Origin of the sequence: Bradyrhizobium sp. WYCCWR 13022 (assembly GCF_030435535.1) — a bacterium.
GTDB lineage: Bacteria > Pseudomonadota > Alphaproteobacteria > Rhizobiales > Xanthobacteraceae > Bradyrhizobium.
This window is the reverse complement of record NZ_JAUIZJ010000003.1, coordinates 301,974-321,063: the sequence shown is the minus strand read 5'-3', so window position 1 is coordinate 321,063 and position 19,090 is coordinate 301,974. Positions and strand designations below refer to the sequence as shown.

The following is a 19,090-nucleotide window of genomic DNA, read 5'->3' as shown; positions in this document are numbered from 1 at the left end:
TTCATCGCCGCTCGCCATGAAAAAAATGCAAAGCAAAACGGCGCGGGATGATCCCGCGCCGTTAAGAGACGTTAAAGCGATGAGGCTCGCGATCAGCCCTTGGTGACGAGCGGCGGCGGCACGTAGGCCGGCGGGCTGTTGAGCTCCCAGCGCACGCCGAGCTTCACGTCGTTCGAGGTGATGTTCCTGACCTTGATGGTCGAGGGGCCGGCGGCGCTGCCATCGAACGCACGGAAGTTGCCGGGCGCAGCGTCGCCGAGATTCATGTAGCTGTAGGCCAGTTCGACGGTGAACCCGGGATTGACCTTGTAGGCGAGACCGGCATGGGCGGCCCATGCGAAGTTCCACTTACCGTTGTTGTCGAAATAGGTGACGCTGTTGGACAGCGCGCCGGCGGTGTAGCGGACGCCGTTATCCTGGAAGCTCGAGAGCTGGTTGTAGGAACCGCCGAGGCCGGCGCCGATGAACGGCGTGATGCACCACCAGGTACCGAGATCGACATAGGCGTTGGCCATGACGACCCACTCGGACTTGCTGCCGGTATAGGTGTTGGCTTCGACATCGGCCGCGCCGAGAGCGACGCTCTGCGAACCGTGCAGGTTGGCCTTGCCGCGGTACTGGCCGGTCACGTCGGCACGGAACCAGTTGTTGAAGCGATAGCCGACACCGACGTCGAACAGCGGCGAGGAGTCGAAGCCGAGCCCGGCCGTCGTGGTCGGGAACGCCGCCGACGTCGCGCTGTCGATGCTCTTTGCGCTCTGGTTGGTCATGCCGATATCGCCGCGCAGATACCAGCCGCCGAAATCGGCGGGCGGAGCGGGCGGCGCGTACATGGGGGGCGGAGCCGCGATCGGCATATCGGCGGCAAACGCCATCGACGAGATCAAGGATGCCGCACCCGCGGCAAGGAGAGACTTAACGCTACGCATTGGCTTCGTCCTTATGGCCGGTGAGGCTGAAAACGAGCGCCTCACGTTCTGGAAACTCACGAGCCGGACGATGGCAGCAAATGCTTAAGCGCCACTTAACCCTAATTTTTAAGGTTGATTTTTTCTGACTGCACACGCGGATGCAGCGCGAGCGTTGCAAAAATGCTGCGGTGGCGCGCCGCAATTGCTAACGATTGGTAAACCCGCAATGCAGCGAAAGAAGGTTTATTAACGCCTGTGTTGCGGCAGCTTCGGCAGGAACACCGCAAGCAGGCCGATCGCCGGCAGATAGGCGCAGACCTGATAGACGAACTCGATCGAGGTGTGGTCGGCGAGCCTGCCGAGCACGGCTGCGCCCAGGCCACCGATGCCGAAGGCGACGCCGAAGAACACGCCTGAGATCATGCCGAAGCGATGCGGCACCAGCTCCTGCGCGAACACGATGATCGACGACGTCGTCGAGGAGATGATCAGGCCGATGATCACCGACAGCACCGCGCTTGCGACGAGGCCGGCATAGGGCAGCGCCAGCGTGAACGGCAGCGCGCCGAGAATCGAGATCCAGATCACGATCTTGCGGCCGAAGCGATCGCCGAGCGGACCGCCGAAGAACGCACCGACCGCATTCGCCGCCAGGAAGATGAAGAGAAAGATCTGCGCCGTCTGCGTCGACACGCCGAAACGGTCGATCAGATAGAAGATGTAGTAGCTCGACAGGCTCGAGACGTAGAGCTGCTTCGAGAACAGCAGCGCCACCAGCACGAGGAGTGCAACGACGACGCGGCGCGAGCTCGGCGCATCGGGATGGGCCTGAACCGGCGCAGCCTTCCTCGTGGTGATCTGCGGCGCGTACCAGCGACCGATGCGCCAGAGGATGACGATCGCGAGGAATGCGATCGAGGAGAACCACGCGATACTGCCCTGCCCGAACGGCACGACGATGAGCGCAGCGAGCACCGGCCCCATCGAGGTGCCGAAGCTGCCGCCGAGCTGGAACACCGATTGCGCAAAACCGTAACGGCCGCCCGAGGCGAGCCGCGCGATGCGTGCCGATTCCGGGTGAAACACCGCCGAGCCGAGACCGACCAGCGCGGCCGCAATCAGAATGACGAGATATTGGTGCGCGGCGCTGAGCAGCAGGAGGCCGAAGAATGTCGAGGCCATGCCGATCGACAGCGAGTAAGGCTGCGCCTTCTTGTCGGTGTAGTGGCCGACCACCGGCTGGAGCAGCGAGGCCGTGAACTGGAAGGCCAGCGTGATCATGCCGATCTGCGCGAAGTCGAGCGCGTAGGTGTCCTTCAGGATCGGATACACCGAAGCGATCAGCGACTGCATGGTGTCGTTGAGGAAGTGCGAGAAGCTGATGCCGGCGAGCACGATATAGGCCGGCCCCGCGGCGGCCTTGGCGGCGGGCGCGACGTCGTTGACGACGACGGGCTCGGTCGGCGTTTCCGCAGGCACGACGACAGGCTTGTTCACTGGAGCATCCCGGCGCGGCAGATTGCCGCGACCTCACAGGTACGATGCAACGCGCGGTGGAACCACCGCCAATCGCAAATGGCTGGGATGCGTGATAAGTCTCTTCTTCCCCTCTCCCCTTACAAGTGGAGAAGAAAGAAGAAGCTCAGGCCGCCGCCTGCCCCAGCGCCGAGACGATCGTGTCGACGACGTCCTCGACCAGGATGCGGTCCTCGCCCTCGCCCATGACGCGGATCACGGGCTCGGTGCCGGAGGAGCGGATCAGCAGGCGACCGTGGCCGTTGAGGCGCTTCTCGCCGTCCGAGATGGCAGACTTGACGTCGGAATCGTCAAGGGGCTTGCCGCCCTTGTGGCGGACGTTCTTGAGGATCTGCGGCAGCGGATCGAAGCGGTGGCACACCTCCGAGACCGGACGGCGCAGCCTCTGCACCACGGCCAGCACTTGCAGCGCGGCGACGAAACCGTCGCCCGTCGTGGCGTAGTCGGACAGGATGATGTGGCCGGACTGCTCGCCGCCGAGATTGTAGCCGCCGCTCAGCATCTGCTCGAGCACGTAGCGGTCGCCGACCGGGGTGCGCACGAGATCGAGCCCCTGCCCTTTCAGGAAGCGCTCGAGGCCGAGATTGGACATCACGGTGGCGACGATGCCCGGACGCGACAGACGGCCGTCCTCCTTCCAGCTCTGCGCGATCACCGCCAGCAGCTGGTCGCCGTCGACGACATGGCCGCGCTCGTCGACCAGGATGACGCGGTCGGCGTCGCCGTCCAGCGCAATGCCGATGTCGGCGCGCATCTCGCGCACCTTCCTCGACAGCGCTTCCGGCGAGGTCGAGCCGCAATCCTTGTTGATGTTGAAGCCGTCGGGCTCGACGCCGATCGGCACGACGTCCGCGCCCAATTCCCACAGCGCTTCCGGCACCACCTTGTAGGCGGCGCCGTTGGCGCAATCGACCACGACGCGCAGGCCGTCGAGCGAGAGATCGCGCGGCAGCGTGCGCTTGGCGAATTCGATGTAGCGGTCGTGCACGCCGTCGATACGGCGGGCGCGCCCGAGGCTCGCGCTTTGTGCAAGCCGCTTCTCGATCGGCTCGTCGAGCAGCTGCTCGATCTGCTTCTCGACGTCGTCGGAGAGCTTGAAGCCCTGCGGGCCGAACAGCTTGATGCCGTTGTCCTCGAACAGATTGTGCGAGGCCGAGATCATGACGCCGAGATCGGCGCGCATCGACTTTGTCAGCATCGCGACCGCCGGCGTCGGCATCGGGCCGACCAGCAGCACGTCCATGCCGACCGAGGTGAAGCCCGCGACCATCGCGTATTCGATCATGTAGCCCGACAGGCGGGTATCCTTGCCGATCACGACCCGGTGGCGGTGGTCACCGCGCTGAAATGCAAGGCCGGCGGCCTGGCCGACCTTGAGCGCGAGTTCCGGCGTGATCAGTCCGTTGGCGCGGCCCCGGATCCCGTCCGTCCCGAAATATTTGCGGCTCATATCGTCCCCCACGCAACAACCAGGAATCCCCAAGACAACCTCCGGGTGCCCTGGCGGGCCCCGCATCCCTGATTTGCTAGGCTCTTATAAGCCTTACACCGCTAAATTGGCTTCAAAAAATATGATGAATCATTACGGAACCGGGAAACCGGTACCATGGTAACCTGTTGTTAACACTATACTTCCGGTTTGAGCGCCGGAACGAGGCGGAACTGCCCCTCAGGGCTTGCGCTTGACGTGACCGTCCTCGCGGCTCGGCGCCGGCTGGATGACGTTGACGGGATCGGAGCCCGGAAATGTCTCCTCGAGGCCCTCTTCCAGCGCCTCGTCCAGCTCCTGCTTTTCCTTGATCTCCTTCGACGAGGGTCCCTTGTGCGGCTTGGTCATGGCGCCCTTCTCGCAAACGATTTGGCTGTGCATCCAACCATGCTAGATGACCCCTCAATCTTCCGATGCAAGACTTCTTAAGACGGGGCGGGGAACGTTCATGAAGCACATCACCTGTATCGACGATCTTCGCGCGCTGCATAAGCGCCGCGTGCCGAAGGCGTTCTTCGACTATTGCGACCGCGGCTCCTATGCCGAGGAAACGCTGCGCGCCAACCGCGAGGACATGCAGCAGATCAAGTTCCGCCAGCGCATCCTGGTCGACGTCTCCAAGCGCGACACCTCGACCACGATTTTGGGCGAGCCCTCGACCATGCCGCTGATACTGGCGCCGGTCGGCCTGCTCGGCATGCAGCATGGCGACGGCGAGATTCACGCCTGCCGCGCGGCGCAGGCCGCCGGCATCCCGTTCACGCAGTCGACCATGTCGATCTGCTCGATCGAGGACATCGCAGCCGCCGTCGACAAGCCGTTCTGGTTCCAGCTCTACGTGATGAAGGACCGCGGCTTCATCAAGGATCTGGTCCAGCGCGCAATCGCGGCGAAGTGCAGCGCACTGGTGCTGACCGTCGATTTGCAGGTGATCGGCCAGCGTCATGCCGACATCAAGAACGGTATGACGATTCCGCCCGAGTGGTCGCTGTCGAAGTTCATCGACTTCGCGACCAAGCCGGCCTGGGTCTCCGGCGTGCTGCGGGGCAAGCGCCGCACCTTCGGCAACATCGCAGGCCACGTGAAGAACACCGAGGATCTCAACCGCCTCGCCGAATGGACCGCCTCGCAGTTCGACACTTCCCTGAACTGGAAGGACATCGAATGGATCCGGAGCATCTGGCCGGGCAAACTCATCATCAAGGGCATTCTGGACGTCGAGGACGCCGAGGAAGCCGCCAAGACCGGCGCACAGGCGCTGGTGGTCTCCAACCACGGCGGCCGTCAGCTCGACGGCGCGCCGTCCTCGATCGAGGTGCTGCCCGAGATCGTCGATGCGGTCGGCGAGAAGATGGAGATCATGTTCGACGGCGGCATCCGCTCCGGCCAGGACGTGATGCGTGCGCTCGCGCTCGGCGCAAAATCCTGCATGATCGGTCGCGCCTACGCTTATGGCCTCGGTGCCGGCGGCCAGGCCGGCGTCGCCAAGGCGATCGACATCATCCAGAAGGAGCTGCTGACCACGATGGGCCTGTGCGGCGTCAACCGGATCGACGAGATCGACGATCATGTCATTGCGGTGTGAGCCGCGGTTTGCCCTCTCCCCGTAAGAACGGGGCGAGGGACCGCACACTATTCTCTCAAGCCTTTGAGAGGTCGGCCTCGACCAGCGCGCGGAGTTCGGCCGTGACCTGCGGCCGCTGGCCGAACCACAGCTCGAAGCCGCGCACCGCCTGGTGCAGCAGCATGCCGAGCCCGTCGGCGGTCTTCAGTCCGCGGGCCCTGGCGGCCGCGAGCAGCGGCGTCACGAGGGGAACGTAGACGAGATCGGCGACAACGGCGGCTTCGGGCAGGCGCGCCACATCGACCTCGAGTTCGGGCTGGCCGTGCATGCCGAGCGAGGTCGTGTTCACGAGCAGCTTGGCCCGCGGCAGGACGTCGTTGATCCCGTCCCAGGCCAGCGGATGCACGTTCGGCCCGAACTGCGCGGCCAGCGCCTCGGCGCGGGCCAGCGTGCGATTGGCAAGATGAATGCGCGCGAAGCCGCGTTCGAGCAGGCCGAACACCACCGCGCGCGAGGAGCCCCCCGCCCCCATCACCAGCGCCTCATCGGCCTTGTCCCAGCCGGGCGCGCTGGCGTCGAGATTGCCGAGAAAGCCCTCGACGTCGGTATTGGTCGAGCGCAGTTCGCCGTCTTCGAACCACAGCGTGTTGGCGGCGCCCACGGCCCTGGCGCGCGCATCGGGGGTCGACAGTTCGAGCACGCCGACCTTGTGCGGAATGGTGACGTTGGCCCCGACGAAGCCGCGCAGCGACAGCCGCAGCACGAAATCCCGGAGATCATCGGGCGGAACGGCCTCGATGACATAGCCCCCCGCGATGCCGAGCGTGCGCAGCCAATAGTGATGGATCAGCGGCGAGCGCGAATGCGCGGCCGGCCATCCGATCAAGCAGGCTGCGGGCGGTTTGGGCGTCGTCATCCTTCCCTCGGGTCGTGTTCGAGGGCGATCCATTTCGCGTCCGGCCGGTCCTGTCAAGCAGGCGGTTGATCCGCGGATAAGGCCGCTCCCGGGGCGGCCTTGATGTCCGCGACCGCACGCTCGATGGTCTGACGATAACGCGCACGTCGCGGGCCGACGCCATGCGTCAGCAACGCACGGCGCACCGCGGGCGAGGCCCCCGTGATGAAGAGCCGGATACCTTGCCGCTTGGCCTTGGCGGCGACGCGGCCGAGCACGTTCGCCGCGGTGGAATCCAGGAACGGCACGGCCGCGAAATCCACCACCAGCGCCTTGCGCTTGTCGGCGATACCGTCGAGCACGCCCCCGATGGCGGACGCCGCACCGAAGAAGAACGCACCGGTGATGCGGTAGACCAGAACGTCGCGATCAACCGCGAGCGCGGCGTCGTAGGGCACCCGCTCGCCATTGCCGTCGTCGGGACGATCGGCCGCCACCAGCGGCGAACGCTCCTCGATGCCGGTCATCTCCGCCATGCGATGGATGAACAGCACCGCGCCGAGCGCGAAGCCGACCAAGATGCCTTCGGTGAGGTCGCGGAAGATCGTGAGCAGGAAGGTCGCGAGCAGCACGACGGCGTCGCCCCATGACGAGCGTAGCAGCGTCGCGAATTCGTGCTTCTCCGCCATGGTCCAGGACACCACGACGAGCACGGCCGCGAGTGCGGCGAGCGGGATGTAGCTCGCGAGCGGTGCCGCGACCAGCATGAACAGCAGCAGGAACACCGAGTGCAGCATGCCCGCCAGCGGCCCGCGCGCGCCGGCACGGATGTTGGTCGCGGTGCGCGCGATCAGGCCGGTGACGCAGATGCCGCCGAACAGCGCCGCGCCGATATTGGCCGCGCCTTGCGCGACCAGCTCGCAATTGGAGCGATGGCGGCGCCCGGTCATGCCGTCGGCCACCACCGCCGACAGCAGAGATTCGATGGCCGCGAGCAGGGCGAACGAGATCGCATCGGGCAGCACCGCCGTCGCCTTGGCGAGCGAGAACGCCGGCAGCGCCGGCGAGGGCAACTCGCGCGGGATGCCGCCGAAACGCGATCCGATCGTCTCGATCGGGAGCGACAGTGCGGCGGTCGCGATGGCCGCGAGCACGACCGCGATCAGGATGCCGGGCCAGGACGGCCGCCAGATCCGCAAGGCGCCGATGATTGCGATGCTGACCAGCGCGACCACGACCGTAGCGGGATTGATGGTGTTGAGCCCCCCCGCGAGCGCGACGAGTTTCGGCACGAACTCGCTCGGCTCTTTTCCCGCGAGCGTGATACCCGAGAGATCGCGAAGCTGGCTCGCAAAAATGATCACGGCGATGCCGGCGGTGAAGCCGACCGTGACCGGATAGGGAATGAACTTGATGTAGGTGCCGATGCGCAGCAGACCCGCGGCGATCAGGATGATGCCCGCCATCAGGGTGGCAAGGATCACGCCGTCGACGCCGTGCCGCTCGGCGGTCACCGCGACCAGCACGATGAAGGCGCCGGCGGGACCGCCGATCTGGAAACGGCTGCCGCCGAGCAGCGACACGATGAAGCCGCCGACGACGGCCGTGTAGAGCCCGCGATCCGGCGTTACGCCCGAGGCGATCGCGATCGCCATCGACAGCGGCAGCGCGACGATCGCGACGGTGAGACCCGCGAACACGTCAGCGCGAAAATCCGCGAGGCCATAGCCTTCGCGCCAGACGGTGACGAGTTTTGGCAGGTACAATTCGGCAAAGGTCGGCTGACGCAACTGACGCAGTCCGCCTGCGCTTTCGCTGGTGATGCTCATTGCCCACAATGCTCCACTGCATCGTGCGGCCGCGTGCTTCGGCGCGACGGTGCGTTAGTTCAGACTGCTCCCAAGCATGATCGTCGCGGGATCACGCCCCCATCCGACGCGGCGGCCCCGGCTCCTTCAGCCGAACGCCGCGTCCTCCGCTGTCGCTGCGCGCCTGTTCGCCGATCAGCTCGACACCGGCCCGGTCGAACGCCTCGACCACCTTGATCAAGGTCTCGACCACACCGCGCACATTGCCGGTCGAGGCCTCCATCCGCTGGATGGTCGGCAGCGACACGCCGGCAAGCTCGGCCAGGGTTTTCTGGTCAATGCCGAGCAGCGCGCGAGCCGCCCGCATCTGGAATGACGTGATCACCTTGGCCTCACGTTTTAGCTCTTATAATTGATATTTTGTGCATGTACAATGATGTAAAATACATCATATCGAGGCTAGCGCAAGGGGGCCTCGCTGTCTCCTCGGTCACCGCGAGGAGCTCTTGCGACGAAGCAATGACGCGTGGAGAGAGCCAAGCCCCAAGTCTCCTCTCCCCGCGAGAACGGGGAGAGGACGAAAGAGCAAATGCGCCCTTACTGCGCTGGTCGGATCACGCCGCGTGCTGATGCGCGGCGATGATCTGGTCGGCGGCGCGTCCCGTGACTTCGGCCATATGGTCGAACTGACGCGTGAAACTGCCGGCGCCGGCGGTGGCGGAACGCAGTTCGACGATGAGTTCGCCGATCTCGGCTTCGGGCATCATGGCACGGACGCAGTCCCAGCCGCTCCAGCCGTCGCGGGTGTCGAAGCCGAGGATCTGGCCGCGCCGCGCCGACAGGATCGCGTTGATCTTGGCGGTGGCATCGGTCGGACACACGATCTCGACCACATGGATCGGCTCCAGCAAGACCGACTGGCATTGCGGCAGGCCTTCGTTGAGCCCGATCCGCGCCGCCGTGCGGAAGGCGAGGTCGGAGGAATCGACGCTGTGATACGAGCCATCGGTCAGCGTCACCTGCACATCGGTGACGGGGAAGCCGAGCGGGCCGCGGGCGAGCCCGTCGACGACGCCTTCTTCCACCGCGCCGATATAGTTGCGTGGCACAGCGCCGCCGACCACCTTCTCCGCGAACCTGAAGCCTTCGCCACGCGGCAGCGGCTGGATGTCGAGCACGACATCGCCGAACTGGCCGTGACCGCCCGATTGCTTCTTGTGGCGGCCACGCTGGACGATCGGCTTGCGGATGGTCTCCTGGTAGCCGATCGCGGGCGGATGCGATGTGATCTTGACACCGAAGCGATCGCGCAGCCGTTCGCTGGCGACGCGCAAGTGCATCTCGCCCTGCCCCCACAGCACGGTGTCATGGGTCTGGGCGTTCTGCACGACGACGAGCGACGGATCCTCTTCGTGCAGCCGCATCAAGGCCTGGCCGAGCTTGACGTCGTCCTTCCGGTCGGTGGCCGCAACCGAAATGGCGAGCACCGGCGGCGTCGGCTCCGCGGCGGCAAGCGCAGCGGGCGCGGTTTTGCCGCTCGACACGGTGTCGCCGGTCTTGATCGGATCGAGCTTGGCGAGCGCCACGGTGTCGCCGGCGTCAGCCGTGGCGCGCTTGGTGTCGTAAGCACCGTTGACGGCGAGAATGCCGGAGATGCGGCTCGTTCCGCCGGAAGCGGACTGCAACGTGGCGCCGTCGTCGAGATGGCCGGCGAGCAACCGGGTCAGCGACAGCTTTCCGCCGTGCTGCGAGTGCAGCGTCTTGAAGACGAAGCCGAGCGCGTCCTTCGCGGAGGGCGCGCCGAGACGTTTTGCCGTCTCTGCTATCCCCGGCGCCTCGTGGCGCAGCGCCTTCATCAGACGCAGCACGCCGTTCTCGCGCGAGGCCGCGCCGAGCAGAACGGGGCAGATCAGTCCTTCGCGCAATTCGCGGGCGAGATCGTCGAACACGGCATCGCGCGGCGGCTGGATATCCTCCAGCAATTGCTCCATCAGTGCGTCGTCGTGATCGGCCAGCTTCTCCAGCATCGAGAAGCGCGCCTCCTTCTCGCGATCGAGATTGCCGCCGTCGAGCGCGACCACTTCGGACGCCTTGTGCTCACGATAGATGAACGCACGTTCCAGTGCGAGATCGACGAAGCCCTCGATCAGCTCGCCCTTCCAGATCGGAATCTGGCGCAGCACCAGCGGCACGCGCGAGGCGGGCTGGAGCATCGCGAGCGTCTCTCGGATGCGCTTGTTGGCGCGGTCGATCTTGTTGAGGAACAGGAAACGCGGGATCTTCAGCTCCTCCAGCTCGCGCAGGATGATCTGAAGCTGGGGCAGCTTCTTCTCGTCGGCCTCGCAGACCACGATGGCGGCGTCGACCGCGGGAAGCGCGGCGCGCATGTCGTGGGCGAACTCGACGGAACCGGGACAATCCAGGAAGGTATAGCTGTCGCCCATGAAACTCGTGGTGGCGGCAGTCAGCCCGACGGTCATCTTGTGGTGACGGGCCTCGGGCGTGGCGTCGCCGACGGACGTTCCGTCGTCGACGCTGCCGGCACGCGGGATTGCGCCCGTCCGCGCCAGGATCGCTTCGAGAAGTGTGGTTTTACCTGATTGGAAAGGGCCCACCAGCGCAATGCACCGTGGACCTCGGGGACTTCTGACGTCTTGTCCCATTCGCCGCCTCCTTGGTGTGGAGCTCGGCCCATGATTGGGTCGGCAAATGCAGATGCTCTGCCCGTCCCCGAGATTTGGCAAGCATCAAACGTCGCTGCGGTGCGTCGTCAGTTCGTCGTATCGCTATCGATCGATGTTCCACCTCTCCCGAAGGTCGGATTGCATCGAAAGATGCGAGCCGGGTGAGGGTTACAGTCTCACCAAACGCGGCGGCCCCTCACCCGGATTGCTACCGCAATCCGACCTCTCCCCGTCGGGGAGAGGTAAAGAGAAAGAGAGCCTCGTCTGCAATGACGGAACGCCTTAACGGCCTGGACGGAGTTCCAGGCTTTCGAGTCCAGCGGCAACGTTGAGGCCGACCTGGCCCTGCACGCTGAGCGGCTGAAGCGCGATCGAATTGTTGGAGCCGCCGACCAGCACGTTGCCGCCGAGGCCGACGCCGACCGAGGCGCTGCCCTGCGCACCGGCATAGTTGCCGGAGAGATCACCGGGGCCGAGGCGATTGACCGGTGCGAACACGCCCCAAGCGAGCGACGTCTCCTGGGTGATGCCGAGGTCGATGCCGACCTTGCGGATCGTTGCAATGTAGCGGTCCTCGGGCAGACCGTCGGCGCGCAGCACGCAGCCGAGATTGGTCACCGATCCCACCACGAAGCCGATGCTGGCGCCGCCGCGGCATTCGAGCACGCCGACCCGTACCAGCCGCGACTGCGCGCTGGCACCCGCGATGGAAGCGACGAGGCACACAGCAGTGAGTCCGGCGAGGAGGAGTGAGCGGCGCATGAATGTCTCCGGCAATGAATGTGATGCGAGCAAAGAGGCGCGGCAGGAAGCCGCAGGGCGTTCTATGCCACAAGTGGCATGAGCGTGCCAGATCGCGCGGGCGTGAAAGAAAAAGGGCCCGCGCGAAGCGGGCCCCTTTCGTATCGGATCGTACCTGCAAGCTTAACGCAGATTGCCGCAGAAGCGCTGGATGCGCTTGCAGGCGTCTTCGAGGTCCGAGGTCTTGGTCGCGTAGGAGATGCGGAATGCCGGGCCGAGGCCAAAGGCCGAGCCCTGCACGACAGCGACGCCTTCGGTCTCCAGCAGCTCGGTGACGAACTGCTCGTCGTTCGAGATCAGATTGCCCGACGGCGCCTTCTTGCCGATCGTGCCCGCGCAGGACGGATAGACGTAGAACGCGCCTTCGGGACGCGGACACTCGATGCCGTTCGCCTGGTTGAGCATGGAGACGACGAGGTCGCGACGCTCCTTGAACACCTTGTTGTTGGCAGCGATGAAATCCTGCGGACCGTTCAGCGCTTCCACCGACGCCCACTGCGAGATCGAGGACGGGTTCGAGGTCGACTGCGACTGGATGGTCGCCATCGCCTTGATGAGATGCGCGGGACCACCGGCGTAGCCGATGCGCCAGCCGGTCATGCAATAGGCTTTCGACACGCCGTTCACGGTGAGCGTGCGGTCGTAGAGGCTGGGCTCGACCTGCGCGACGGTGGTGAACTGGAAGTCGTCATAGACGAGGTGCTCGTACATGTCGTCGGTCATCACCCACACGTGCGGATGCTTGACCAGCACGTCGGTGAGCGCCTTCAGCTCGGCCCTGGTATAGGCCGCGCCGGTCGGGTTCGACGGCGAGCACAGGATCACCCATTTGGTCTTCGGCGTGATGGCGCGATCGAGCGCCTCGGCCTGAAGCTTGAAGCCCTGAGCGGCCGTGCAGACCACCGGCACCGGCTCGCCACCGGCGAGCGCCACCATCTCGGGATAGCTGACCCAGTACGGCGCGGGGATGATCACCTCGTCGCCCGGATTGATGGTCGCCATCAGGGCGTTGTAGAGCACCTGCTTGCCGCCGGTGCCGACGATGATCTGGTTCGGCTTGTAGGCGACGCCGTTCTCGCGCTGAAACTTCGCGATGATCGCGTCCTTCAGCTCGGGGATGCCGTCGACCGCGGTGTACTTGGTCTTGCCGGACTCGATGGCGTGGATCGCCGCCAGCTTGATGTTGGCGGGCGTGTCGAAGTCGGGCTCACCGGCGCCGAGGCCGATGACGTTGCGGCCCGCCGCTTTCAGCGCGCGTGCTTTATCCGTGACCGCGATGGTCGCGGACGGCTTCACACGGTCGAGCGCAGCGGCAAGGAAGGACATCGTCATCTCCTGACAAGCGTCGTGAACCCTCTGGCCTCACGACTCCAATTGTGGGAATGAAGCCACCCTAAAACGTGTGCCGCTGCACCGCAAGAAACTTCGGCCCGATCTCGCAAAAGTTTACGGATTTCGCGCGGCCGGAGCCTCGATTTCCCGCAATTTTCCGCAACTTTGCCCCGCAATCCCCTCATATCCGGCAAGGCTTGTCCTCGGAGCAATTTTGCGGGGTCCGGACGCCACAAAACTGACGGCGGCCTGACGCGCGAGAGGTGCCGCTGATCGCCAGCACGGGTGGGATCGCGTCCCTGTCATCGCCTCTCGCACGATCGCGCGACGCGATGAGTCGTGCATGTTGACGCAAGCGTGATCTGAATTGCGGCGTCGTGCGAACATGATCTTCCCTGGCATTGCAGTGCGGCAGGGTTTTCGAGTTTTTCTAGTACCCGGCCCTTGCGGCTGATTCCCATCGGCATCATTGTTTAGCCGCGGTGCGGGGCAACATGCACCGCATCTTCCCGTCCTTGGAATCGAACTCCCAGAATGTACAAGCTCTATTCGATGCAACGCTCGGGCAACAGCTACAAGGTCCGCCTTGCGCTGGCGCTGTTGAACGTACCCTACGAGGCGGTCGAGGTGGACATTCTGCGTGGCGAGAGCCGCACGCCTGATTTCCTGACCAAGAACCCGTCCGGCCAGGTGCCGCTGCTCGAGGTCGGCGACAACCGCTATCTCGCGGAGTCCAACGCCATCCTCTGGTATGTCGCCGTCGGCACGCCGCTGGCGCCGGAGAACCGGATCGATCGCGCCGAGGCGCTGCAATGGATGTTCTTCGAGCAGCATGCACTCGAACCAAATATCGGCGCCGCCTATTTCTGGCTGTCGCTGGTCAAGGGTGGCCGCGACCTGCAGACCCACGCGCTGGAGGACTGGATGGAGCGCGGCTATGGCGCGCTCCAGGTGATGGAGAACCATCTCAAGACCAACGACTACTTCGCAGCGCGTCAGCTCACGGTCGCCGACATCGCGCTGTACGGCTACACCCACCTCGCCGACCGCTGCGACTTCGACCTGGAGCCGTTCCCGGCGATCCGGGACTGGCTCAAGCGCGTCGAGGCGGCGCCGGGCTTCGTGGCGATGGACTGGCGTCCCGCCGACATCGACGATCCCGCCAGCATCGCGGCCGGAGCCTGAAATCCGGTGCAACGTTAAGAAATAGCGGGGGTTGCGTTAACCTTTGCCCCAATCCGGCCATGTTCGGCGCGATTGCCGCCCCAATATTGCCGGTTGAAATTGTGAAGTTATTCGGCGTCGCGGGTGATTCGCTCGCACGTTGAAGGATTTAGACCATGATTCGGGCGTCCGGCACGGTCGGCTTTCAGGGCCAGACCGATACCGTCTCGTCTTCCCGGCTAGCCAGCGCGGTCGCGGCCTCGCTCGCCGTCGCCGCCCTCTCGCTGTGCCTGATCGTCACCCTCACGGTGCTGTCGACCAAGGCGACCATGGCGATGGGTCTGCCGGTCTGATCGCCGTTTCATCCTCGACAGCCTTCAAGGTGCCGCGCGGCCCCGCGCCTGATGGCATCGCGACGGGACGCCGATGAAATCGCCTGTGGTCATCGTTGCAATCACCCTGACAGCAGCCATCCTGGTTGCGGCGTCGCTGTTGATCTTCGTCGGCACCCGCAAGGCGCCGGGGACGTCGACATGGAATGCGCCCAGGCAGCAGCGCATCATGCACGCGCATTTGGTCTAAAATCATCCGAAAGCTTTGAGCGCGCAGGCAAGCTCCGCTTAAGCGCGCTGCGTGAAATCGCATTGCGCTCGCGCAGCCATGCGTCAGTCTGGCGGCCTTATTTCGTTCAGAGAGGAACGAGCGAGGGCCCCATGCGGTTCGGATGGCGCGCCATCTCAGGTCCCGTGCTGACGGCAGCGATTGCTCTGCTGGCGATCGTGCTCGATCGCGCCGTTCCCCTTCCCTCGCCAGCGCCGCTGTTCGTCTGCGTTGTCGCGCTTGCCGGCGCGCTGTCGGGCCTTGCCTCCGCCATGACCAGCGCGGCCTTCGCCGTAGCGGGCGCTGCGCTGTTCTTCCTTGGCCATCGTGCCATGCCCCTCCATGCCGCCGCCGATCTGGTCGGGCTCCTCGCGGTGACGGCCTTCGGCACCGCTGCCATCACCGGCCTGATGCGCGAACGCCTGCTCGCAGCTCTCGCCGCCGAGCGGCACAACCACGCCACCGCGGCGCGGCTGTCGGCCGCGCTCGATCAGGTCGATATCGGCATCGTGCTGCTCGATGCCGAGACCCGCGCCGAATTCATCAACCGCGCCTTCCGCGATTACTTCGCGCTGCCGGACGAGAAGGCCGACGACAGGCCGCCCTTCATCGCGCTGATGTATCACGGCCGCGACACCGGCGCGTTCGAGCTGCCGGAGGACGAGCTCGGCGTCTTCATCGCGCAGCGCATGGAGATGGTGCGGATCGGCGACGCCACCCCGATCAACATCGCCTTGCGCAACGGCGAGGTGCTGCGCTTCGTCTGCACCGCGCTTCCCGACGGCGGCCGCATGCTGAGCTACACGCCGGTGACCGACCTCGTGCGCCACACCGACGCGCCGGCGCGCGCGGATTATTATCGTTCGCTGCGCGATCCCGCGAGCCGCAAGCTGATCCGATATCTGCGCGTTGCGGAGTGACGCGCGACAACGCGATTGATCCGCAGCGCCATCATCCGTATCAAGGACGCCTCATCGGCCCTTCGATCACGGATTTCCCAGATGTCGCTCACCATTCGCTCGGTCGCAAGTCAGGATTACGATCAATGGCTGCCGCTGTGGGACGGCTACAACGCCTTCTACGGCCGCTCCGGTCCGACCGCGCTCGCGCCCGAGATCACCAAGACGACCTGGCAGCGCTTCTTCGATGCCTATGAGCCGGTGCATGCGCTGGTCGCCGAGAGCGAAGGCAAGCTGCTCGGGCTCACGCACTACCTGTTCCATCGCAGCACCACCGCGATCGAGCCATCCTGCTATCTGCAGGACCTGTTCACGAACGAGGCCGCGCGCGGCAAGGGCGTCGGCTCGGCGCTGATCCATGGCGTGTACGAGCGCGCCAAAATCGCGGGCTCGCCGCGGGTCTACTGGCAGACCCACGAGACCAACACCACGGCCCAGAGCCTGTACGACAAGGTCGCGGAACGCTCAGGCTTCATCGTCTACCGCAAGATCTTCTGACGGCCACCGGGCGGCGAGCCTGTGGATAACTCCTGATGTCACCGGCGCGTTACACACCGGGACTACCTTGCAGTCGCGTCTGATCAGGCCCCCCGTCACCGATCAAGCGCCCCAAGCGGTCCCCGTCAGTCGCCGCGTCTGACAGGGGCCGCATTTTTTTGCCCGGCCTCTCGTGCCGGCATGGCAGCAACGCAGGCGACCGCTTGCCGGTGCAGCGCACCGCGGTCACAATGGGCGCCTGCTTCGTTCTCACAGGATCTCCCATGGAAATTCGTAATCTCGGCGGCTCCGGCCTGCGCGTGTCCGCGGTCGGGCTCGGCTGCAACAATTTCGGCCAGCGTATCGACCTCGAAGCCTCGCGCAAGGTGATCCACCGCGCGCTCGATCTCGGCATCACGCTGTTCGACACCGCCGACATTTATTCGAACAGGGGCGGCTCGGAAAACGTGCTCGGCGCCGTGCTCGGCGACCGCCGCAAGGACATCGTGCTGGCGACGAAATACTCCAAGCCGATGACCGAGGACGGCACCAAGCAGGGCGCCTCGCGCCGCTACATCATGGACGCGGTCGAAGCGAGCCTGAAGCGGCTGAAGACCGACTACATCGATCTCTATCAGCAGCACGACTATGACCCGCTGACGCCGATCGAGGAGAGTCTGCGCGCGCTGGACGATCTCGTCCGGCAGGGCAAGGTGCGCTACATCGGCAATTCGAATTTTCCGGCCTGGCGGATCGCCGAGGCGGAATACGTCGCGCGCGCGATGAATGTCTCCAGGTTTGTCTCCTGCCAGGACGAATACTCCCTCGTCGTGCGCGACATCGAGAAGGATCTGCTGCCGGTCGCGCAGGAATACAAGCTCGGCCTGTTGCCGTTCTTCCCGCTCGCAAGCGGACTTTTGACCGGCAAATACAAGAAGGGCGAGGCCGCGCCCGACAACACCCGCTTCGGCCAGACACCGCGGCTGCGCGACCGCTACGTCACGCCGCGCAACGAAGACATCGTCGAGAAGCTCCAGGCCTTTGCGACGGCGCGCGGGCACTCGATGCTCGAGCTCGCCTTCTCCTGGCTCGCCGCCCGTCCGCAGGTGTCGAGCGTGATCGCCGGCGCCACCCGGGCCGAACAGGTCGAGCAGAACGTCAAGGCGATCGCCTGGCAGCTCAGCGCCGAGGAGATGGCGGAGATCGACGGGATCACGCTGGGCTAACGTTGAGGATGCGGCGCTACTTGGCGCCGCGTCCCACGGTCTGCTTGACCTCGAAACCTTCGAACTGGGGATGGCCCTGATAGAGCGGCTTGTTGTCGCCGGCGCGGGCATGCGCTGCGCGGAACGCCTCCGACCTGGTCCAGGCCTCGAACGCGGCATGGTTCGCCCACACGGTGTGCGAGGCGTACAGCGTATGGTCCTCGAGCTCCGGCCCCTTCAGCAGATGGAATTCGACGAAGCCCGGCACCTTGTCCAGATGCGTGTCGCGCGACGCCCAGACCTGCTCGAAGGCAGCCTCTGAGCCTTTGGTGACTCGGAAGCGGTTCATGGCGATGTACATGACTTGTCTCTCCTGATGCTCACGCAATCATGTCGTTATTCCGCGACGCGCCGCAAGCCGCGAGCGCGCAATGACGGCGACGGTGGCTAAGCCACCAACCCCTTCATCGGCCTTGCGCTTGCGCTGTCCGGGAACACCGTCTGGGCCAGCACCTGATCCGACAGGCCGAACTGGCCTTGCAGCACGCCCTTGATCACGGAGCGCAGATCGGTGGTCGGCTTGAGATCGCGGCCTTCATAGAGATTGGCGGGCTTGAGCCCCGGCCAGTCCGAGATGACGCGGCCGCCTTTCACGGCGCCGCCGGCGAGCAGCGCGATGGTGCCGGTGCCGTGGTCGGTGCCGTCGGTGCCGTTGATGCGCGCGGTACGGCCGAACTCGGTGGCGACGACGACGACGGTGTCGCGCCAGCGATCGCCGAGGCCGCTTTCGAATTCGGCGAGCGCGCCGTCGAGACCGCCGAGCAGGAAGGCGAGCCGCCCGACCGGACCGCCCTCATTGGCATGCGTATCCCAGCCGTCGAAGGCGAGTGCGGCGATGCGCGGGCCGTCATCGGCGGCCATCAGTTTGGCCGCGCCGCGCGCGACCTGACGCATCTGGGCGACCTGGTTGCCGGGCTTCGGCTTCATGTCGTCGCCACTCGCGGCCTTCTCCAGCTGGAGGCCCTGCGACAGCGCTGACGCAAGCGCCGGATCGCGATGACGGTAGAGATCGACCAGCCGCATCGCGGTGTCGTCGTCGGCCTGCGGCAGCGCGACCGGCGCCCAGCCGACCGTCGGCGCACTGCCGCGCAGCACCAAGGGCGTGGTCGGACCGACCGCGAGTCCGCTCGACACGCGCTCGCCGCGCGGCAGCGCCTCGAGCGCGCGGTTGAGCCAGCCGGACTGCACGCGGCCCGGACCGCCATAGCCGCTTTCGAGCACGTCCTGGCCGTCGAAATGCGAGCGGTCGCGATAGGGCGTCGAGACGGCGTGGATCACAGCCGCATGCTGCGCGCGATACATCCGCGCGAATTCCGGCATGGCCGGATGCAGCCCGAAGAAGGAATCGAGCATCAGCGCGGGATGTGCGCCATTGGACGCGAGCGCGATCGAGCCGTGCAGGCCGGCATAGTCGGGGTCGCCGATCGGGGCCACGGTCGCGAGCCCGTCGAGCGCGCCGCGCAGGATCACCACGACCAGACGCGGATCGTGCCCGTCGGCCGCGCGCGCGAATTTCGGCAAATAAGCCCAGGCGGCGAAGGAAGCGCCGCCGAGCAGCAGACAACGGCGCGAGGTGAGGAGCTGGTTTTCGACGCAGTCGATCAT

At 65.4% G+C, this 19,090-nt stretch carries 19 protein-coding genes; 7 read left to right on the top strand and 12 right to left on the bottom strand.

Annotation, left to right across the window (positions count from 1 at the left end):
* Positions 1 to 92: 92 nt before the first annotated feature.
* The 4 genes from QY049_RS10340 to QY049_RS10325 all read right to left on the bottom strand — a co-directional run bounded on the left by QY049_RS10340 (position 93) and on the right by QY049_RS10325 (position 4,284).
* Positions 93 to 929 (bottom strand): outer membrane protein, encoded by an 837-nt coding sequence (locus tag QY049_RS10340; RefSeq protein ID WP_258763768.1) that lies wholly within the window; start codon positions 927 to 929, stop codon positions 93 to 95.
* Between the two features lie 228 nt (positions 930 to 1,157).
* A complete protein-coding gene (locus QY049_RS10335) occupies positions 1,158 to 2,408 on the bottom strand; it encodes an MFS transporter (protein WP_258763769.1) in 1,251 nt (416 codons plus the stop codon).
* 145 nt (positions 2,409 to 2,553) lie between these two features.
* Positions 2,554 to 3,897, bottom strand: coding sequence for a phosphoglucosamine mutase (gene glmM, locus QY049_RS10330; protein ID WP_194477757.1), 1,344 nt, complete (start codon positions 3,895 to 3,897; stop codon positions 2,554 to 2,556).
* Positions 3,898 to 4,116: 219 nt separating this feature from the next.
* Complete coding sequence (locus QY049_RS10325; RefSeq protein ID WP_258763770.1) at positions 4,117 to 4,284, bottom strand: hypothetical protein; 168 nt, start codon at positions 4,282 to 4,284, stop codon at positions 4,117 to 4,119.
* A 100-nt stretch (positions 4,285 to 4,384) separates the two neighbouring features.
* On the opposite strand from QY049_RS10325, the gene QY049_RS10320 reads away from it, so the two are divergent.
* A complete protein-coding gene (locus tag QY049_RS10320) occupies positions 4,385 to 5,521 on the top strand; it encodes an alpha-hydroxy acid oxidase (protein ID WP_258763771.1) in 1,137 nt (378 codons plus the stop codon).
* Between the two features lie 55 nt (positions 5,522 to 5,576).
* On the opposite strand, the gene QY049_RS10315 is transcribed toward QY049_RS10320, so the two are convergent.
* The 6 genes from QY049_RS10315 to QY049_RS10290 all read right to left on the bottom strand — a co-directional run bounded on the left by QY049_RS10315 (position 5,577) and on the right by QY049_RS10290 (position 13,014).
* Positions 5,577 to 6,416, bottom strand: coding sequence for a shikimate dehydrogenase (locus QY049_RS10315; RefSeq protein WP_258763772.1), 840 nt, complete (start codon positions 6,414 to 6,416; stop codon positions 5,577 to 5,579).
* A 53-nt stretch (positions 6,417 to 6,469) separates the two neighbouring features.
* On the bottom strand, positions 6,470 to 8,224 hold the full coding sequence (locus QY049_RS10310; protein WP_258763773.1) for a SulP family inorganic anion transporter: 1,755 nt from the start codon (positions 8,222 to 8,224) through the stop codon (positions 6,470 to 6,472).
* 91 nt (positions 8,225 to 8,315) lie between these two features.
* Positions 8,316 to 8,588 (bottom strand): helix-turn-helix domain-containing protein, encoded by a 273-nt coding sequence (locus QY049_RS10305; RefSeq protein WP_194477762.1) that lies wholly within the window; start codon positions 8,586 to 8,588, stop codon positions 8,316 to 8,318.
* Positions 8,589 to 8,817: 229 nt separating this feature from the next.
* Complete coding sequence (locus tag QY049_RS10300; protein WP_258763774.1) at positions 8,818 to 10,866, bottom strand: elongation factor G; 2,049 nt, start codon at positions 10,864 to 10,866, stop codon at positions 8,818 to 8,820.
* A gap of 303 nt (positions 10,867 to 11,169) precedes the next feature.
* Positions 11,170 to 11,649: a DUF992 domain-containing protein gene (locus QY049_RS10295; protein ID WP_258763775.1), complete on the bottom strand. Its 480-nt coding sequence runs from the start codon at positions 11,647 to 11,649 to the stop codon at positions 11,170 to 11,172.
* 162 nt (positions 11,650 to 11,811) lie between these two features.
* On the bottom strand, positions 11,812 to 13,014 hold the full coding sequence (locus QY049_RS10290) for a pyridoxal phosphate-dependent aminotransferase (protein WP_194477765.1): 1,203 nt from the start codon (positions 13,012 to 13,014) through the stop codon (positions 11,812 to 11,814).
* A 540-nt stretch (positions 13,015 to 13,554) separates the two neighbouring features.
* Between QY049_RS10290 and QY049_RS10285 the strand changes: the two genes are divergently transcribed.
* The 6 genes from QY049_RS10285 (at position 13,555) to QY049_RS10260 (ending at position 17,446) form a co-directional block, all read left to right on the top strand.
* A complete protein-coding gene (locus QY049_RS10285) occupies positions 13,555 to 14,205 on the top strand; it encodes a glutathione S-transferase family protein (protein WP_194477766.1) in 651 nt (216 codons plus the stop codon).
* Between the two features lie 155 nt (positions 14,206 to 14,360).
* Positions 14,361 to 14,537, top strand: coding sequence for a hypothetical protein (locus QY049_RS10280; protein WP_194477767.1), 177 nt, complete (start codon positions 14,361 to 14,363; stop codon positions 14,535 to 14,537).
* A 73-nt stretch (positions 14,538 to 14,610) separates the two neighbouring features.
* Positions 14,611 to 14,766, top strand: a complete 156-nt coding sequence (locus QY049_RS10275) for a hypothetical protein (protein WP_258763776.1) — start codon at positions 14,611 to 14,613, stop codon at positions 14,764 to 14,766.
* A gap of 131 nt (positions 14,767 to 14,897) precedes the next feature.
* Positions 14,898 to 15,704 carry a PAS-domain containing protein gene (locus tag QY049_RS10270; protein WP_258763777.1) on the top strand — a complete coding sequence of 269 codons (807 nt, stop codon included), beginning with the start codon at positions 14,898 to 14,900 and terminating at the stop codon, positions 15,702 to 15,704.
* Positions 15,705 to 15,785: 81 nt separating this feature from the next.
* Positions 15,786 to 16,241, top strand: coding sequence for a GNAT family N-acetyltransferase (locus QY049_RS10265; protein ID WP_258763778.1), 456 nt, complete (start codon positions 15,786 to 15,788; stop codon positions 16,239 to 16,241).
* A gap of 263 nt (positions 16,242 to 16,504) precedes the next feature.
* Complete coding sequence (locus QY049_RS10260; protein ID WP_258763779.1) at positions 16,505 to 17,446, top strand: aldo/keto reductase; 942 nt, start codon at positions 16,505 to 16,507, stop codon at positions 17,444 to 17,446.
* A 16-nt stretch (positions 17,447 to 17,462) separates the two neighbouring features.
* On the opposite strand, the gene QY049_RS10255 is transcribed toward QY049_RS10260, so the two are convergent.
* Both QY049_RS10255 and QY049_RS10250 read right to left on the bottom strand, forming a co-directional pair.
* Positions 17,463 to 17,786, bottom strand: a complete 324-nt coding sequence (locus QY049_RS10255) for an antibiotic biosynthesis monooxygenase (RefSeq protein WP_194477772.1) — start codon at positions 17,784 to 17,786, stop codon at positions 17,463 to 17,465.
* An 86-nt stretch (positions 17,787 to 17,872) separates the two neighbouring features.
* Positions 17,873 to 19,090 carry a DUF1501 domain-containing protein gene (locus tag QY049_RS10250; RefSeq protein ID WP_258763780.1) on the bottom strand — a complete coding sequence of 406 codons (1,218 nt, stop codon included), beginning with the start codon at positions 19,088 to 19,090 and terminating at the stop codon, positions 17,873 to 17,875.